We start from the raw sequence: 16,724 nt of genomic DNA on the forward strand, positions 1-16,724 counted from the left end.
CTTCTTGTCCTCAAGCATCCGAAGCCGACGCATTCGGCGGCGATACGCCATAACCGGCCGAATCCTTGCCCGCGACGTGAATCTTGCCGCCCGCGAGCGTACGCAGCACGACGTAGAACACCGGCGTCAGCATCAGTCCGAACAGCGTCACGCCGAGCATCCCGAAGAACACCGCGACGCCCATCGCATGCCGCATCTCCGAGCCCGCGCCCGTCGACGTGACGAGCGGCACGACGCCCATGATGAACGCAATCGACGTCATCAGAATCGGACGCAGCCGCAGCCGGCTCGCCTCGATCGCGGCCTCGAGCGGCGTCCTGCCGTCGTGCTCCAGCTCGCGTGCGAATTCCACGATCAGGATCGCGTTCTTCGCGGACAGCCCCACCAGCACCATCAGGCCGATCTGCGTGAAGATGTTGTTGTCGCCCTGCGTGAGCCACACGCCCGTCAGCGCCGACAAAATGCTCATCGGCACGATCAGGATCACCGCGAGCGGCAGCGTCAGGCTTTCATACAGCGCAGCGAGCACGAGGAACACGAGCAGCACGCTGATCGGGAACACGTACATCGCCGAATCGCCCGCAAGGATCTGCTGGTACGTGAGGTCGGTCCATTCAAACCGCACGCCGCGCGGCAGCGTTTCATGCGCGATGCGCTCGATCGCGGCCTGCGCCTGCCCCGACGAGAAGCCAGGTGCGGGGCCGCCGTTGATGTCGGCCGCCGTGTAGCCGTTGTAGCGCACGACCATTTCCGGGCCGAACGTCGGCGTCACCGTCACCAGCGACGACAGCGGCACCATCTCGCCCTTGTCGTTGCGGGTCTTCAACTGCAGGATGTCGTCCGCGCGCTGGCGGAACGGCGCATCGGCCTGCACGCGCACCTGGTACACGCGTCCGAAGCGGTTGAAGTCGTTCACGTACAGCGAGCCGAGATACACCTGCATCGTATTGAACACGTCGGTCACCGGCACGCCCAGTTGCTTCGCCTTCACGCGGTCGAGATCGACGTTCAGCTGCGGCACGTTGATCTGGTAGCTCGTGAAGAGCGGGCCGAGTTCCGGCGCCTGCTGCGCGCGCTTGATGAAGTCGTTGGTCGCATCCGACAGCTTCGCGTAGCCAACCGCGCCGCGATCCTCGATCTGCATCTTGAACCCGCCCAGCGTACCGAGGCCGAGCACCGGCGGCGGCGGGAACACCGCGACGAACGAATCCTTGATCGCGCCATACTGCTGGTTCAGCGCACCGGCGATCGCACCGGCCGACAGCGCCTTGCCGTGCCGCTCCGCGAACGGCTTCAGCGTGACGAACACGATGCCCGCGCTCGAGCTGTTCGTGAAGCCGTTCACCGACAGACCCGGGAACGCGACCGCGCTCTCGACGCCCGGCTGCTTCAGCGCGATCGAGCCCATGTCGCGGATCACCTTCTCGGTGCGATCGAGCGACGCGCCGTTCGGCAGTTGCGCGAACGCAATCAGGTATTCCTTGTCCTGCGCGGGCACGAAGCCGCCGGGCACGATCTTCGACACGAGGACCGTCGCACCGACCAGCACGAGGTACACCCCCAGCATCAGCGTCTTGCGCGACAGCACGCCGCGCACGCCGCGGCCGTAGTTCTCCGCGCCGCGATGGAACACCTTGTTGAAGCGCTTGAAGAAGCCGCCGAGCACGCGGTTCATCACGCGCGTGAGCCAGTCCTCCTTGTCGCCGTGGCCTTTGAGCAGGATCGCGGACAGCGCCGGCGACAGCGTCAGCGAGTTGAACGCCGAGATCACCGTCGAGATCGCGATCGTCATCGCGAACTGCTTGTAGAACTGGCCGGTCAGGCCCGACATGAACGCGAGCGGCACGAACACGGCGACGAGCGTCAGCGCGATCGCGATGATCGGCCCGCTCACTTCCTGCATCGCCTTGTAGGTCGCCTGGCGCGCGTTCATCCCGCTTTCGATGTTGCGCTCGACGTTCTCGACGACCACGATCGCATCGTCGACGACGATCCCGATCGCGAGCACCATCCCGAACAGCGACAACGCGTTGATCGAATACCCGAACGCGAGCAACAGCGAGAACGTGCCGACGATCGACACCGGCACCGCGATCAGCGGAATGATCGATGCGCGCCACGTCTGCAGGAACACGATCACGACGATCACGACCAGCGCGATCGCCTCGAGCAGCGTGTGCACGACGGCCTTGATCGACGAACGCACGAACTGCGTCGGGTCATAGACGATCTTGTAGTCGACGCCGGCCGGCATGTCCTGCTTCAGCTCGGCCATCGTCTTGCGCACTTCGTCCGAGATCTGCAGCGAGTTCGCGCCCGGCGACTGGTTGATCGCCATCGCGACGGCGGGCTTGTTGTCCAGCAGCGAGCGCAGCCCGTATTCGGATGCGTCGAGCTCGATTCGCGCGATGTCGCGCAAGTGCGTGACGCCGCCGTCCGGCGTCGTCTTCACGACGATGTCGCCGAACTCGTCTTCCGTCTGCAAGCGGCCGCGCGCGTTCACCGACAGCTGCAGCGGCGTACCGGGCAGCGACGGCGATGCGCCGATCACGCCGGCCGCGACCTGCACGTTCTGCTCGCGGATCGCCTGCACGACGTCCTCGGCCGACAGCCCGCGCTGCGCGACCTTCTGCGGATCGAGCCACACGCGCATCGCGTAGTCGCCCGAACCCCACAGCTGCACCTGGCCGACGCCCTGGATCCGCGACAGGCGATCCTTCACGTTGATCAGCGCGTAGTTGCGCAGGTAGGTCATGTCGTAGCGGTTGTCCGGCGAGATCAGGTGGACCACCATCGTCAGCGTCGGCGAGCTCTTCACCGTCGTGATGCCGAGCCGCTGCACGTCTTCCGGCAGGCGCGGCAGCGCCTGGTTCACGCGGTTCTGCACGAGCTGCGTGGCCTTGTCCGGATCGGTGCCCAGCTTGAACGTGACGGTGATCGTCATGTTGCCGTCGCTGTTCGCCTGCGACTGCATGTAGAGCATGTCCTCGACGCCGTTGATCTGCTCTTCGAGTGGCGACGCGACCGTCTCGGCGATCACTTTCGGGTTCGCGCCCGGATACTGCGCCTTCACGATCACCGAAGGCGGCACGACTTCCGGATATTCCGAAATCGGCAGCAGGAACATCGCGATCACCCCGCCGAGCAGGATGACCACCGATAGGACTCCTGCAAAGATCGGTCGGTCGATAAAGAATTTGGAAATGTTCATCTGTAGCTCTGTCTGGTTGAACGCGGAAATCGAAGCGGCACGCCGCTTACGATTCCGCCTTCGCCGATGCGGCCGGCTTCGCTTCGTTCGCGAGCGGCGCTGACGGCTCGTCGCCGCCCGTCATCGGGACCATGTGCGGCTTCACTTGCTCGCCGGGGCGCACGCGCTGCGTGCCGTTCACGATCACGCGATCGCCGGCGGCCAGGCCGCTCACGATCACGCGCCGGTTGCCGTGCTGCATGCCCGGCTGCACCTCGCGATACGACACGCGACCCTGCTGGTCGACAACGAACACGAACTTCTTGTCCTGGTCGGTGTTGATCGCCGCATCGTCGACGAGCAATGCCGGGTGCGGCGCGCTGCCGCCCACCTTCACGCGCGCGTAGAGGCCGGGGACCAGCGTGCCGTCCGCGTTGTCGAAGCGCGCGCGCACGCGGATCGTGCCCGACGACGTGTCGAGCCGGTTGTCGACCGAATCGATTTCGCCGCTGCGCGAATAGCCGGTTTCGTTCGCGAGGCCGAGCTCGACCGGCACCTTGCGGCCGTTGCGTGCGCCGTTGATGTATTGCAGGTAGGTCTGCTCGTCCGCGTCGAACGATGCGTAGATCGGCGACACCGACACCAGCGTCGTCAGCGGCGCGGCCGACGCGCCGGCCGATACGACGTTGCCGAGCGTGATTTCCGCACGCGACACGCGGCCCGATACCGGCGCGGTGATCCGCGTATAGCCGAGATTGATGCGCGCCGTTTCAAGCGCGGCTTCAGCCGCCTTGAGATTCGCGCTCGCTTCGCGCGCGGCATTCTGCTTCTCGTCGTAATCGCGCTTCGCGATCGCGTTGTCGCCGATCAGCCGCTGCGCGCGCTGCCAGTCGCTCTGCGCGTAGCCGTTGCGGGCCTGCGCGGCTGCGAGCTGCGCGGCCGCGCGGTCCACTTCCGCCTGGTACGGACGCGGATCGATCACGAACAGCACGTCGCCCTTCTTCACGAGCGCGCCGTCCTTGAAGTTCACTGCGACGATCGTGCCCGACACCTGCGGGCGCACGTCGACTTTCTCGACCGCCTCGAGGCGGCCCGAATAGCTTTGCCAGTCGGTGACGGTCTGCGGGACGACGGTCGCGACGTCCACTTCAGGCAGCGGCGCAGCCGCCTTCTCGGGCGCGTTCGCGTTCACGCGCATCGCGCCGAACGTGCCGAGACCGATGACGGCGAGCGTCGCGATCGCCGCGGTCGCAATTCGTGAACGGGTGGTGCGTAGGATGGCCATGTAGATCTCCGGTAAGCGTGGCGTGGTCTGGTTATTCGGATCGATTCGGCTGGCGCGCCTGGAAACGGCACTGGAAGAAGCGCACGGCTTCCTCCAGCGCGGCCTCGTGCGTCGCGAGCGCCGCATGCGTGACGTCGGGGTAGCGGATCACCTGCGTGAGCACGCCCGATGAAATCAGGCAGCCCGCATATTTCTCCGCCTCGACGTGCAGCACGTCGTTCTGTGCGGTGACAACCAGCGTCGGCGGCAAGCCCGCGAGGCGCACCGATTCGAGCGGGGCCGCATACGGGTGCATGCGCTGCGCCGCCTGCGGCAGGTACGCGCGATAACAGGCCGCGCATTCGCGCGCGGTGATGTCCGACGAAAGGCGTTCGGCGTCGCCGATGCGCGTCATGCTCGGGTCGAGCATCGGCCCGAACAGCGCCTGCGCGGCGATCGGCACTTCGCCGCGATCGCGCGCGATGAACGCGAGACAATTCGCGAGCTGGCCGCCCGCGTCATGACCCGCGACGCCGATCTTCTTCGGATTGCCGCCGAACGAGCGGGCGCGCGTCGCGGCCCATACGGCGGCGCGATACGCATCCTCCGGCGCGGCCGGAAACGGAAAGGCCGGTGCGAGCGAATAATCGACCGACACTACGAGAGCTGGTAAGCGTTCTGCTAAAAAGCGCGCGGCGAAGTCGGCGTCGTCGAGCGTTCCGCGCACGAAACCGCCGCCGTGGAAATAAAGCACTACCGGCAATCCGGTCTTGTCCGCGCGCCGATAGAGACGCAGCGCAATGTCCTGCGCGTAGCCGGGGATTTCCACCTCCGCGACCGTCAACGCCGCGCCGGCTCTGGCTTCGGCGGGCAATGCGGCTTTCAGGAATTTGCTGAATTCAGAAGCGTCCATGACGATGCAGCATCCATTTCGAGATGGAACGAATTCTGGGTCCGGCAGACATCCGGATAAATGCCTATAATCCGGCAACACAATTCAACGCCCCCGAACAATCCCAGGCTGCGCTTACCCATCAGGTAGCGCAGCCTCTTTGTTCGGGGGCTCATTAGATTGCGGAGGTTGTGATGGACCGGCTTCAGGCCATGCAGGTGTTTACTCGCGTCGTCGATACAAGCAGCTTCACCAAGGCAGCAGAAACGCTCGGCCTGCCGCGGGCATCCGTCACGACGATCATCCAGAATCTGGAAGCATTCCTCGGCGTGCGGCTGATGCACCGGACGACGCGCCGGCTGTCGCTCACGCCTGACGGCGCAGCGTACTACGAACGATGCGTGCGGATCCTCGCCGACGTCGAGGAAACCGAAGCAAGCTTCCAGGCCAACAACCGGAAGCCGCACGGAAAGTTGCGTATAGACATGCCGGGGTCGATCGGCCGGCTCCTCGTGATTCCGTCTCTGTGTGAATTCCATACGCGCTACCCGGACATCGATCTGCAACTCGGCCTGTCGGACCGGCCGGTCGATCTGCTGCAGGAAGGCGTCGACTGCGTGATCCGCGTCGGGGCGCTGCAGGATTCGTCGCTCGTCGCGCGCCGCGTCGGCCTGTTCGAGTGCGTGTCGGTCGCCGCGCCCGCGTATCTGGAGAAGTATGGCGAACCGCACACGATCGAGGAACTGAGCGATCACAAGGCGGTGAACTATTTCTCGAGCCGCACGGGCCGCACGATCGACTGGACGTTCCTGACCGACGGCAAGGAAGTCGAGGTCAAGATGAACGCGATCGTGTCGGTCAACGACGCCGATGCATACGTGACCTGCGGGCTCGAAGGTTTCGGGCTGATTCAGCCGCCGCTGTTCATGGTGCTGCCGCACTTGCGCGACGGCCGGCTCAAGGAAGTGCTGCCCGGCCTGAAGCCGCTGCCGATGCCGATCTCGGTGGTATATCCGCACAGCCGGCACCTGTCGCCGAAGGTGCGCGTGTTCGTCGACTGGATCGCCGAAGTGTTCGACCGCTGCCCGCTGCTGAGCGGCAAGGGCAGCCTCGACGCGACGTGCAGCAAGCGCACGTTCGAGGAAGCCGAGCGCGCGCCGGCGCTCGACACGCCGGTCATCAACGAATGGGTCGCATAATCGTCTGATTCGCGGCGCGCGGGCTGTTCTGCCCGCGCGCCGTCCTGCCTTCGCGCCGCTTCGGTGTCACTTCGCGTGACCGCTGCCGCCACACGCTGTCTTTCCCGAATCCGCATCACACCTTTGCACCACGCGCGGCAATCGCCCGGTCGCGGCGTCGCGCGCACCGCCCCGCATCGCCGCGAGCCCCGCTGCACGCCGCTGTGCGCGAGGGTCGAATAACCCTGATGAAGGTACGTATCGCGATTGTTCCTCCATCGCGACAATTCAATTCGCATCGGCGGCATTTATCGAGCCGGCACGGACACCTAGAGTAAACCCTGTCGCGCACCTCGTTGCGCATCGAATAGCCCCGCTTGACGGGACCGGAGCGAGCGCCCACGCGCCAACTCCGACCAACACAGGAGTTACGTCATGAACCGCCGCCATCTTCTCTCCGCCGTCGCCGTCGCACTCGCCGTGTCCGCACCGGCCTTCGCCGATACGACCACCCCGCACGCCGGCGACTACGGCAACACGTCGTGGTACACGCAGCACAACAACGGCCCGCGCACGCGCGCCGAAGTCAGCGCCGAAGTCGAACAGGCACGCCGCGACGGCACGCTCGCATGGCTGCGCAAGGCGAATTCGTATCCGCAAGGGCTCGAACTCGCGCAAGGCCCGTATCGCTCGATGCCGGAGAGCAATCAGCTCGCAGGCGGCGCGCGATAAACGTCGGTAAACGAGCAACGCCGCGCAGAGCATGATCGTCTGCGCGGCGTCGCGATACCGCCGTCGAACACTCGATTAGTTAGTTAGTTGCAGGAGTCTGTGATGAACGACCAACTTCCTTCGCCGCTCGATCATTGGGACGACACCACGCCGGTGTGGACGCCGTTCCGTTCCGCGCCGCAATCGCATTGACCTTCGCGGCGACGTGTCGCCGACAGCGGTCGGCCGTCAGCGGCGCGGCACCCCGTCGCGCCATTCGCCCCAGTGCGTGACGATGTCCTGCACGAGCGGATCGCCGGCGCGGTACAGGTTTTCCGTCGCCGGCGCGAAGCCGCCCTGATCCGCGTAGTTCAGCAGGTTGTCGGCGCTCGTCTGCCCGGCGTACGGGCGGTCGAAATCTGAGCCCGTGCGCAGCACCGCGACACGCGACAAGTCGACGCGCTTCACGCTCGCCGCGCGCTTCAGCGCTTCATATGTCGCATTGTCTTCCTGCGCGGTCATGCAATAGGTGCCCTTGCCGTCGGTGAGGATCTTCGTCCACTGGCGCGCGCGCTCGCCTATCAGCGTGCCAGAGAACCACGTGTTCCCCGACGACGTGTCGCACTGGATCACGGTCGGCGGCCGGTTCGCCGGCGCGTACGTGAACTTCGCGCGCGCCGCCTGCGCCTGTGCGCTGTCCGCGAGTACGACGTTGCGTGACAGCGCGTACGCGGCGTCGGCCAGCTGCGGGTTCAGCTGGAACACTTCGGTGCGGTAGTCGAGCGGCGGCTTGTCGTTCGGGCTCTTCGTGTTGATGCCGAGGAAGCCGGTGTTCCAGCCGGCCGGAATCTCGCGCGCATCGAGTTCCCACTGCAGGCTGAAATCGACCAAATATTTCGACCAAGCGGCCGAGCCGACCGTGCCTTGTGCCGGGTCGACGCCTGCAATGCCGGAAACCAGGAAATACGTGCGACGCAGATCGAAGCGCGACGAGAACGTGAGCGCCATGATCGTCGCGGACGCGTTCGCGTAGCCCATGCCGGTCGTCACCACGCATACGTCCTGCTTGTTGCAGTGAACGGCCGGATAATCGGGCGACAGGCCGGGCACAGTGATGTCGCGCCACGGGCCGAGCCGGTCGAGCCATGCCTGGCCTTCCGGCCCGAACATCGTGATGATCATGACCTTGACCGGGCGGCCATGTGAGCCGGCCTCGGCGAATGCCGCGTTGACCGCGTCGCTGCCCGGGTTGTCCTGCGCGATCGACGGCGCGGTTGCACAGGCTGCGAGCGAAAATGCGGCGGCGGAAAGAATGGAGCGAGTCAGCATCGGCGTTCCTTGTTTCGGTGAGTGAGTGAGAACGGCTGTCGGAGACTGCGCGACGGAGTATAGAACGCGCGGGCGCGGGCGGGAACCCGACTACGAAACGGCCGGGACTGCTCGAGCGCGCGTCTGTGGACATCGAACGCACGGCAACACGACGCGCATGTCTCGTTACAACGTCAGGAATGCTATTCGTTTTAGCCGGCACTCACGCCGGCCACGATGCGGACCATGCAACGCGAACCAAGACAAGTGTGGCCTGGTTCGCACTCCATTCGCCGAACAGAAGAACGGTCATCGATCATCGATGCCGGCGAGTACCGGCATCGACTCCCGCGACAGTCAGCGATCGGCGCGGGAGAAAGCCGCATCAGCCCACATCGACGCGTGCCGGCCCGTCCACCATCTCGCCGATCACGGCGGCACGGTCGAAACCGTCGGCGCGGAAGCAAGCGAGCACGTCGTCGACTGCGTCCGGCGCGCATGCGACCAGCAGGCCGCCGGATGTCTGCGGATCGGTCAGCAGCGCCTGCGCGACCGGCGGCAGCCCGTCGGCGAGCCGCACGTCGGCGCCATACGCGGCCCAGTTGCGGCCCGATGCGCCGGTGAACACGCCGTCGGCGACGAACGCCTCGACGCCCGCCAGCCACGGCAGCGACGCGTAATGCACGCGCGCGGTGAGATTCGCGCCGCGCGCAAGCTCGAGCGTATGGCCGAGCAGCCCGAAGCCCGTGACGTCGGTCAGCGCATGCACGCCCGGCAGCGCCGCGAGTTCGGCGCCCGGCCGGTTCAGCTTCGTGGTCGTCGCAACCATCTGCGCATAGCCATCGGCATCGAGCTGGTTTTTCTTCAACGCGGCCGACAGTACGCCGACGCCAAGCGGCTTGCCGAGCACGAGCACGTCGCCCGCACGCGCGGCCGCGTTGCGCTTCACGCGCGACGGATGCACGACGCCGATCGCCGCGAGTCCGTAGATCGGCTCGACCGAATCGATCGAATGGCCGCCAGCAACCGGAATGCCGGCGTCCGCACACACCGACTCGCCGCCGCGCAGCACGGCCGCGATCGTCTCGTGCGGCAACACGTTGATCGGCATTCCAACCAGCGCGAGCGCGAGAATCGGCTTGCCGCCCATCGCGTAGACATCGGACAGCGCGTTCGTGGCCGCGATCCGGCCGAAGTCGAATGGATCGTCGACGATCGGCATGAAGAAATCGGTGGTCGCGACGATCGCCTGCTCGTCGTTGAGCCGGTAGACCGCCGCGTCGTCGGAGGTTTCGGTGCCAACCAGCAGATCGGGAAACAACGCCGGCGGCGTCGCGCGTTTCAGCAGTTCGGACAGCACGCCCGGCGCGATCTTGCAGCCGCAGCCGCCGCCGTGCGACAGGCTCGTGAGGCGTGGAACGGCGGGCGGGGTAAGGGTGGCTTCGGTCATCGTCGGCATCCGGTGAATAACAACGTTCCATTATCGACAATTCCGCGCGAGCGCGCCCGATACCCATGCAAGCGACAGCGCGTGCCAGCCCTCGCTCGCGACCTTTGCGATCGTGATCTTCGCGTACCGGCGCCTGCCGGACGCGACCGTGTCCGCACTGCGCGAACGCATCCGATCTTTGCGATCGCAATCGGCCGGTTCGCGATGCGCGAGCAGAGCCGGCGCGGGCGGCCCGGCACGCAGCGGCTTGTCTCATACGCACGGGTAGTGCCCGGCGCCGCGTTGATCAAAGCGCGAACAGCCAGCTTGCCCGCGGCACCGCGCGCGCCGTTACGCCGCCGCCACGACCTTGTCGAACGCGCGCTCGTCGATTGCCTCGGCGAGCGTCGAGAACGCAGCCGGAATCTCGTCCTCCGGCACGCACGCGTAGCCGAGCAGCAAACCCGACGCCGCGCGCTCGCGCTCCGCGTAATACCCGGACAGCGGCCGCACGACGATGTTGCGTTCGAGCGCGGCCTGCGCGACCGCGCGATCGTCGACACCATCCGGCAACCGCGTGACGAGATGCAACCCCGCATCGCTGCCGAGCGCGTGCAGCGTATCGCCGTAGCGGCGCGCGACCGCATCGAGCAGCACCTCGCGGCGCTGCCCGTACAGCGTGCGCATCTTGCGGATATGCGACACGAAGTGTCCTTCCGCGATGAACTCGGCGAGCACCGCCTGCTGCAGCAGCTGACCTTCGCGGTACAGCTCGGCGCTCGCGGTCGCGAAGCTCTCCGCGAGCGGCTCCGGCGCAACGAGGTAGCCGACCCGCAGCCCCGGGAACAGCGTCTTGCCGAAACTGCCGACGTAGATCACCTGCCCGGCGGTGTCGAGCCCCTGCAACGATGCGAGCGGCCGGCTGCCGTAGCGGAACTCGCTGTCGTAATCGTCCTCGATGATCCAGCAGCCGTGCTGGCGCGCGTATTCGAGCAGCATCCGGCGGCGCGCGAGGCTCATCACCATCCCGAGCGGATATTGATGCGACGGCGTGACGAGCATCAGCTTCGGCGGCTCGGCGAGATCGGCGGCCGACGGCGCGATCCCTTCGTCGTCGACCGGAATCGGCCGCGTGGTCAGCCCCGACACGTTCAGCACACTGCGCACGCCCCAGTAGCACGGATCTTCTGTCCAGATCGCGTCGCCCGGATCGGTCAGCAGCCGCACCGCGAGGTCGATCGACTGGTGGATGCCCGTCGTGATCACGATCTGCTCGGGCGTGCAGCGCACCGAGCGCGACGTGCGCAAGTAGTCGGCGAGTGCCTCGCGCAGCAGCGCGAGCCCGCCGCCAGGCGCGTAGGTCAGCAGATCCGGGCGCAGACGCCGCCAGTACTTGTTGTGCAGCCGCGTCCACACGCGCGCCGGAAAACGGGACACATCGGGCACGCCCGGCATGAACGCGCCGCCCTGTCGCTTCGACACACCCGCGCCGTCGACAAGCCGCGTACCGCGCTCGGACAGCCGCCGCGCGGGCGACTGCACGACCGCCGGCCCGGCCGCCGGATCGGCCGGCGCACCGACGATCTCGTCCGGCGCGCTGTCCGCGACGAACGTGCCGCGGCCCGTCGCCGAGTTCACATAGCCTTCGAGCGCCAGTTGTTCGTAAACCTGCGTGACCGTGTTGCGCGCGATCCCGAGCTCGGCTGCGAGCAGCCGCGACGACGGCACGCGCGTGCCGGCCGGCAGTTCGCGCGACAGGATCGCCTGCTGCAGCAGCCGGTGCAGCTGCCGGTAGATCGGCTGATTGCCGCCGCGCACGAGGCGCTGCGCCAGCCAGTCCGACAACACGCTTGCGCGCATGATTGGCTCCTGAATATTTATTGAAATGGCTCTGATTGTCGGAGCCAAATGTGATTATAGTCGCCTCCATGGGCTGCCAACGCGGCCGTTTTTATCCCACCGGACAGAACATCAAGGAGATGACCGTGAAGAATGCCGACCTGCAGGCCCGCAAGAACGCCGCCACCCCGCGCGGCGTCGGCGTGATGTGCGATTTCTACGCAGCCCGCGCCGAGAACGCGGAGCTGTGGGATGTCGAAGGCCGCCGCTTCATCGATTTCGCCGCCGGGATCGCGGTGCTGAACACGGGCCACCGCCACCCGAAGATCGTCAAGGCGATCTCGGATCAGCTGAACAGCTTCACGCACACCGCTTACCAGATCGTCCCGTACGCGTCGTACGTCGAGCTCGCGGAAAAGATCAACGCGCGCGCGCCGGGCGACTACCCGAAGAAGACCGCGTTCTTCACGACCGGCGCCGAAGCCGTCGAAAACGCGATCAAGATCGCACGCGCGGCGACGGGCCGTCCGGGCGTCATCGCGTTCTCGGGCGGCTTCCACGGCCGCACGATGATGGGCATGGCGCTGACCGGCAAGGTCGCGCCGTACAAGCTGAACTTCGGCCCGTTCCCGGGCGACGTGTTCCACGCACCGTATCCGAATGCGCTGCACGGCGTGACGACGGCCGACTCGATCAAGGCGATCGAGATGCTGTTCAAGGCCGACATCGATCCGAAGCGTGTCGCCGCGATCATTTTCGAACCGGTCCAGGGCGAAGGCGGCTTCAACCCGGCGCCGGCCGAATTCGTGCGCGCGCTGCGCAAGATCTGTAACGAGCATGGCATCCTGCTGATCGCCGACGAAGTGCAGACCGGCTTCGCGCGCACCGGCAAGCTGTTCGCGATGCAGCACTACGACGTGCTGGCCGACCTGATCACGATGGCGAAGAGCCTCGCGGGCGGCATGCCGCTGTCGGGCGTCGTCGGCCGTGCGGACCTGATGGACGCGGCCGCTCCCGGCGGCCTCGGCGGCACCTACGCGGGCAACCCGCTGGCCGTGGCATCGGCGCACGCGGTGCTCGAGATCATCGACGAAGAGAAGCTGTGCGAGCGCGCGACGCAACTCGGCGACGTGCTGAAGGCGAAGCTGAACGCGCTGCAGGCGGACGTGCCGCAGATCGCCGACGTGCGCGGTCCGGGCGCGATGATCGCGGTCGAATTCCTGAAGCCGGGCACGGGCGAGCCGGACGCCGACTTCACGAAGCGCGTGCAGGCGCGTGCGCTCGAGCGCGGGCTGCTGCTGCTCGTGTGCGGCGTGTACTCGAACGTCGTGCGCTTCCTGTTCCCGCTGACGATCCCGCAAGCCGTGTTCGACGAAGCGCTCGTGATCCTCGAGGAAGTGCTGAAGGAAACGGTCGGCGTGCCGGCCTGAGTTCCCGTCCACTGCGGCTGAATGCGCCGCCGCCGTCTTCACGACGGCGGCGGCGTTCATCTGTCCTTACCCGTCCTTTTCGAAGCAGGCGATTCATATGAGCACCGTTCAGGAAACCCTGGCACTGAAAGATCCGTCGCTGTTCCGCCAGCACGCGTACGTCAACGGCGAATGGCAACGCGCGGCGAACGGCGAGTCGTTCGAGGTCCGCAACCCGGCCACCGGCGGACTGCTCGGCACCGTGCCGGCGATGGGCGCGGCCGAGACGCGTCACGCGATCGAGGCCGCGAACGCCGCGTGGCCGGCGTGGCGCAAGAAGACCGCGAAGGAACGCGCGACGATCCTGCGCAAGTGGCACGACCTGATGATCGAGAACGCCGACGATCTCGCGCTGATCCTGACCACCGAGCAGGGCAAGTCGCTGGCAGAAGCAAAAGGCGAGATCGGCTATGCGGCATCGTTCCTCGAATGGTTCGCGGAAGAAGGCAAGCGCGTGTACGGCGATACGATCCCGACGCCGGCAAGCGACAAGCGCATCGTCGTGACGAAGGAAGCGATCGGCGTGTGCGCGGCGATCACGCCGTGGAACTTCCCGGCGGCGATGATCACGCGCAAGGTCGGCCCGGCGCTCGCGGCGGGCTGCCCGATCGTCGTGAAGCCGGCCGAGGCGACGCCGTTCTCGGCGCTCGCGATGGCCGTGCTGGCCGAGCGCGCGGGCGTGCCGGCCGGCGTGTTCAGCGTCGTCACGGGCGACCCGAAGGCGATCGGCGGCGAACTGACGTCGAACCCGATCGTGCGCAAGCTGTCGTTCACGGGCTCGACGCCGGTCGGCCGGCTGCTGATGTCGCAGTGCGCGGCAACGGTGAAGAAGGTCTCGCTGGAGCTGGGCGGCAACGCGCCGTTCATCGTGTTCGACGACGCCGACCTCGACGCGGCCGTGCAGGGCGCGATCGCGTCGAAGTATCGCAACAGCGGCCAGACATGCGTGTGCACGAACCGCTTCTACGTCCACGAAGCCGTGTACGACCAGTTTGCGCAGAAGCTCGCGGCGGCGGTCGGCCAGTTGAAGGTCGGCCGCGGCACGGAGCCGGGCGTCACGCAAGGGCCGCTGATCAACGAAGCGGCGGTGCTGAAGGTCGAGGCGCACATCGAAGATGCGCTCGCGAAGGGCGCGACCGTCGTGACGGGCGGCAAGCGCCATGCGCTCGGCCACGGCTTCTTCGAGCCGACCGTGCTGACGGGCGTCACGCCGGCGATGAAGGTTGCGAAGGAAGAGACGTTCGGGCCGCTCGCGCCGCTGTTCAAATTCGGCAGCGATGACGAGGTGATCCGCCTCGCGAACGACACCGAATTCGGTCTCGCCGCGTATTTCTACAGCCGCGACATCGGCCGCGTGTGGAAGGTCGCCGAAGCGCTCGAATACGGGATGGTCGGCATCAACACGGGCCTGATCTCGAACGAAGTCGCCCCGTTCGGCGGCGTCAAGCAGTCGGGCCTCGGCCGCGAAGGCTCGCATTACGGCATCGACGACTACGTCGTGATCAAGTACCTCTGTCTGGCCGTCTGACGGCTCGGGGCCGGTCGCGTGAGCGGCAGGCCCTGACCGCCCGGCCGGAACCGGGCGGTCACGACGCGGGCCGGCGCCCCTCTCCGCCGCGCCCGCGTCATCTCCGTCTTCAGCGAAACACGTTCACCGCATCCACGAGCCGCGTCGCCTGCTGCTTCAGGCTTTCCGACGCCGCCGCGCTTTGCTCGACCAGCGCCGCGTTCTGCTGCGTGATGTTGTCCAGATGCACCACCGCCTGGTCGACCTGCGCGACGCCCGTGCTTTGCTCCGCCGTCGACGAGCTGATCTCCGCGATCAGGTCCGATACGCGTTTCACCTGCGTGACGATCTCCTCCATCGTCTTGCCCGCGCCATCGACGATTCGCGCTCCGGATTCGACCCGCTCGACGCTCGCGCCGATCAGCGTCTTGATTTCCTTCGCCGCGTTCGCGCTGCGCTGCGCGAGCGCACGCACCTCGCCCGCGACCACCGCGAAACCGCGTCCCTGATCGCCCGCGCGCGCGGCTTCGACCGCCGCATTCAGCGCGAGAATGTTGGTCTGGAACGCGATCCCGTCGATTACGCCGATGATGTCCGAGATCTTCCGGGAGCTGGCCGTGATGTCGTTCATCGTCGTGACGACTTCGCTCACCGCGTGCCCGCCGCGTTCGGCCGCTTCGCTCGCCGACACCGACAACTGATTCGCCTGCAGCGCGGTCTCCGCATTGCTCGATACGGTCGCCGTCATTTCGGCCATCGACGCGGCCGTCTGCTGCACGCTGGTGGATGCCTGTTCGGTGCGCGCGCTCAGGTCGTTGTTGCCCTGGGCGATCTCGTTGCTCGCACGCTGCACGTTGAGCACCTGCTCGCTGACGTCGTCGACGAGCCAGCGGAACATCAACCCGAGCTGGTTGATCGTGCGCAGCGTCATGCCGATCTCGTCGACGCGGTTCATCGCGACACCGGTGCGGCTCTCGCCGGTCGCAACGCGCAACGCCTGGTCGCGCAGCTGCATCAGCGGACGCGCGATCTGTGCATCGAGCCACAGGCCGGCGGCCACCGACACGCCCGCGGTCGCAGCCGCGAACGCGGCGAGCGCGCCGCCGGCGAGCCCGCACGCCCAGCCCGCGCCGACGACGGCCGGCGCGAGCACGCACAGCGTCGAATGCAGCCGCGCGCGCACCGACATCGTCTGAAACAGCGACGCGACGCGCATCAGTCCGGTCCGGACGATCAGCCCCTTGTAGAAACGGCGGTTGCCTGCCTTGCCTTCGCGGAAGGCGCGGTACAGCGCATCGGCGGCAGCGATCTCGTCGCGCGTCGCCTTCGTGCGCACCGACATGTAACCCGTCGGCTGTCCGTTGCGCATCACCGGCACCGTGTTCGAACGCACCCAGTAGTGATCGCCGTTCTTGCGGCGATTCTTCACGAGCGCGGTCCACGGTTCGCCGTTCTTCAGCGTCGTCCACATGTCGGCGAACGCCTCTTTGGGCATGTCCGGATGGCGCACGACGTTGTGCGGCTGACCTTCGATTTCCTCCGGCGAGAATCCGCTGACCTGGATAAAGGCGGCGTTCGCGTACGCGATGTAACTGTTCGCGTCGGTAGTCGACATCAGCGTCGCGTCGTCGGGAAATTCGAATTCGCGTTGCGTGACAGGCTGGTTATTGCGCATGGTGTGGAGTTCCTGGTTGCAGATCTTGCGTCCGCTTGGTGACTGGATCGGGACCGCCCGCATCGCGGTCGGCCCGCATGCGTTCGATCCCACTCCTGCGCTTTCGGCAAAACTTCGGAAAACATTATGCCGGGCGCGGATAAATATGCACTAAATTTGCATCAACCTGCTTTAGCCGAACATTTTGTTTATACGTGAATAAAAACGCCTTTTTATCAATGACTTGAAACACATTCGTCTGATAATTCGGCGCGCCGCCACT

11 protein-coding genes and 1 pseudogene are annotated in these 16,724 nt (G+C 66.3%); 5 read left to right on the plus strand and 7 right to left on the minus strand.

Annotated features, from left to right (window positions below; genetic code table 11):
* Nucleotides 1-10 precede the first annotated feature (10 nt).
* Genes ceoB through KDW55_RS16725 form a run of 3 tightly spaced genes read right to left on the minus strand, consistent with a single transcriptional unit; the run spans nucleotide 11 to nucleotide 5,367 of the window.
* Complete coding sequence (gene ceoB, locus KDW55_RS16715) at nucleotides 11-3,211, minus strand: multidrug efflux RND transporter permease subunit CeoB (RefSeq protein ID WP_059548303.1); 3,201 nt, start codon at nucleotides 3,209-3,211, stop codon at nucleotides 11-13.
* A gap of 46 nt (nucleotides 3,212-3,257) precedes the next feature.
* Entirely contained in the window at nucleotides 3,258-4,475 is a 1,218-nt protein-coding gene (gene ceoA, locus KDW55_RS16720; protein ID WP_040138758.1) for a multidrug efflux RND transporter periplasmic adaptor subunit CeoA, read from the minus strand.
* Between the two features lie 31 nt (nucleotides 4,476-4,506).
* A complete protein-coding gene (locus tag KDW55_RS16725) occupies nucleotides 4,507-5,367 on the minus strand; it encodes an alpha/beta hydrolase (protein WP_040138759.1) in 861 nt (286 codons plus the stop codon).
* A gap of 173 nt (nucleotides 5,368-5,540) precedes the next feature.
* Between KDW55_RS16725 and ceoR the strand changes: the two genes are divergently transcribed.
* The gene (gene ceoR / locus KDW55_RS16730) at nucleotides 5,541-6,545 is read left to right on the plus strand and encodes a putative multidrug efflux transcriptional regulator CeoR (protein ID WP_040138760.1); all 1,005 of its coding nucleotides are present in this window, start codon (nucleotides 5,541-5,543) and stop codon (nucleotides 6,543-6,545) included.
* A gap of 414 nt (nucleotides 6,546-6,959) precedes the next feature.
* The gene (locus KDW55_RS16735) at nucleotides 6,960-7,256 is read left to right on the plus strand and encodes a DUF4148 domain-containing protein (RefSeq protein WP_040138761.1); all 297 of its coding nucleotides are present in this window, start codon (nucleotides 6,960-6,962) and stop codon (nucleotides 7,254-7,256) included.
* A 228-nt stretch (nucleotides 7,257-7,484) separates the two neighbouring features.
* Here KDW55_RS16735 and KDW55_RS16740 read toward each other — a convergent pair whose 3' ends face one another.
* Together KDW55_RS16740 and selD are read right to left on the minus strand one after the other, a co-directional pair.
* Nucleotides 7,485-8,564, minus strand: coding sequence for a purine nucleoside permease (locus KDW55_RS16740; protein ID WP_209822001.1), 1,080 nt, complete (start codon nucleotides 8,562-8,564; stop codon nucleotides 7,485-7,487).
* A gap of 364 nt (nucleotides 8,565-8,928) precedes the next feature.
* Entirely contained in the window at nucleotides 8,929-9,993 is a 1,065-nt protein-coding gene (gene selD / locus KDW55_RS16745) for a selenide, water dikinase SelD (RefSeq protein ID WP_040140831.1), read from the minus strand.
* A 91-nt stretch (nucleotides 9,994-10,084) separates the two neighbouring features.
* Between selD and KDW55_RS29760 the strand changes: the two are divergent.
* Nucleotides 10,085-10,284, plus strand: a pseudogene (locus KDW55_RS29760) (EamA family transporter); the annotation flags it as partial.
* Between the two features lie 39 nt (nucleotides 10,285-10,323).
* Here KDW55_RS29760 and KDW55_RS16750 read toward each other — a convergent pair.
* A complete protein-coding gene (locus KDW55_RS16750) occupies nucleotides 10,324-11,832 on the minus strand; it encodes a PLP-dependent aminotransferase family protein (protein ID WP_040138763.1) in 1,509 nt (502 codons plus the stop codon).
* A gap of 125 nt (nucleotides 11,833-11,957) precedes the next feature.
* Here KDW55_RS16750 and KDW55_RS16755 point away from each other — a divergent pair, with 125 nt between their 5' ends.
* A complete protein-coding gene (locus KDW55_RS16755; RefSeq protein WP_156789119.1) occupies nucleotides 11,958-13,241 on the plus strand; it encodes a 4-aminobutyrate--2-oxoglutarate transaminase in 1,284 nt (427 codons plus the stop codon).
* Between the two features lie 97 nt (nucleotides 13,242-13,338).
* A complete protein-coding gene (gene gabD, locus KDW55_RS16760; RefSeq protein ID WP_069243367.1) occupies nucleotides 13,339-14,808 on the plus strand; it encodes an NADP-dependent succinate-semialdehyde dehydrogenase in 1,470 nt (489 codons plus the stop codon).
* 109 nt (nucleotides 14,809-14,917) lie between these two features.
* Here gabD and KDW55_RS16765 read toward each other — a convergent pair whose 3' ends face one another.
* Nucleotides 14,918-16,462 carry a PAS domain-containing methyl-accepting chemotaxis protein gene (locus tag KDW55_RS16765; protein ID WP_209825353.1) on the minus strand — a complete coding sequence of 515 codons (1,545 nt, stop codon included), beginning with the start codon at nucleotides 16,460-16,462 and terminating at the stop codon, nucleotides 14,918-14,920.
* Nucleotides 16,463-16,724 lie beyond the last annotated feature (262 nt).

Source organism: Burkholderia sp. AU19243 (genome assembly GCF_018148075.1).
GTDB classification, from domain to species: Bacteria; Pseudomonadota; Gammaproteobacteria; order Burkholderiales; family Burkholderiaceae; genus Burkholderia; species Burkholderia latens_A.

Excerpts from the sequence above, each read along its gene's own strand:
- ceoB (WP_059548303.1), bottom strand. The coding sequence starts at position 3,211 with ATGAACATTTCCAAATTCTTTATCGACCGACCGATCTTTGCAGGAGTC.
- ceoA (WP_040138758.1), bottom strand. The coding sequence starts at position 4,475 with ATGGCCATCCTACGCACCACCCGTTCACGAATTGCGACCGCGGCGATC.
- KDW55_RS16725 (WP_040138759.1), bottom strand. The coding sequence starts at position 5,367 with ATGGACGCTTCTGAATTCAGCAAATTCCTGAAAGCCGCATTGCCCGCC.
- ceoR (WP_040138760.1), top strand. The coding sequence starts at position 5,541 with ATGGACCGGCTTCAGGCCATGCAGGTGTTTACTCGCGTCGTCGATACA.
- KDW55_RS16735 (WP_040138761.1), top strand. The coding sequence starts at position 6,960 with ATGAACCGCCGCCATCTTCTCTCCGCCGTCGCCGTCGCACTCGCCGTG.
- KDW55_RS16740 (WP_209822001.1), bottom strand. The coding sequence starts at position 8,564 with ATGCTGACTCGCTCCATTCTTTCCGCCGCCGCATTTTCGCTCGCAGCC.
- selD (WP_040140831.1), bottom strand. The coding sequence starts at position 9,993 with ATGACCGAAGCCACCCTTACCCCGCCCGCCGTTCCACGCCTCACGAGC.
- KDW55_RS16750 (WP_040138763.1), bottom strand. The coding sequence starts at position 11,832 with ATGCGCGCAAGCGTGTTGTCGGACTGGCTGGCGCAGCGCCTCGTGCGC.
- gabD (WP_069243367.1), top strand. The coding sequence starts at position 13,339 with ATGAGCACCGTTCAGGAAACCCTGGCACTGAAAGATCCGTCGCTGTTC.
- KDW55_RS16765 (WP_209825353.1), bottom strand. The coding sequence starts at position 16,462 with ATGCGCAATAACCAGCCTGTCACGCAACGCGAATTCGAATTTCCCGAC.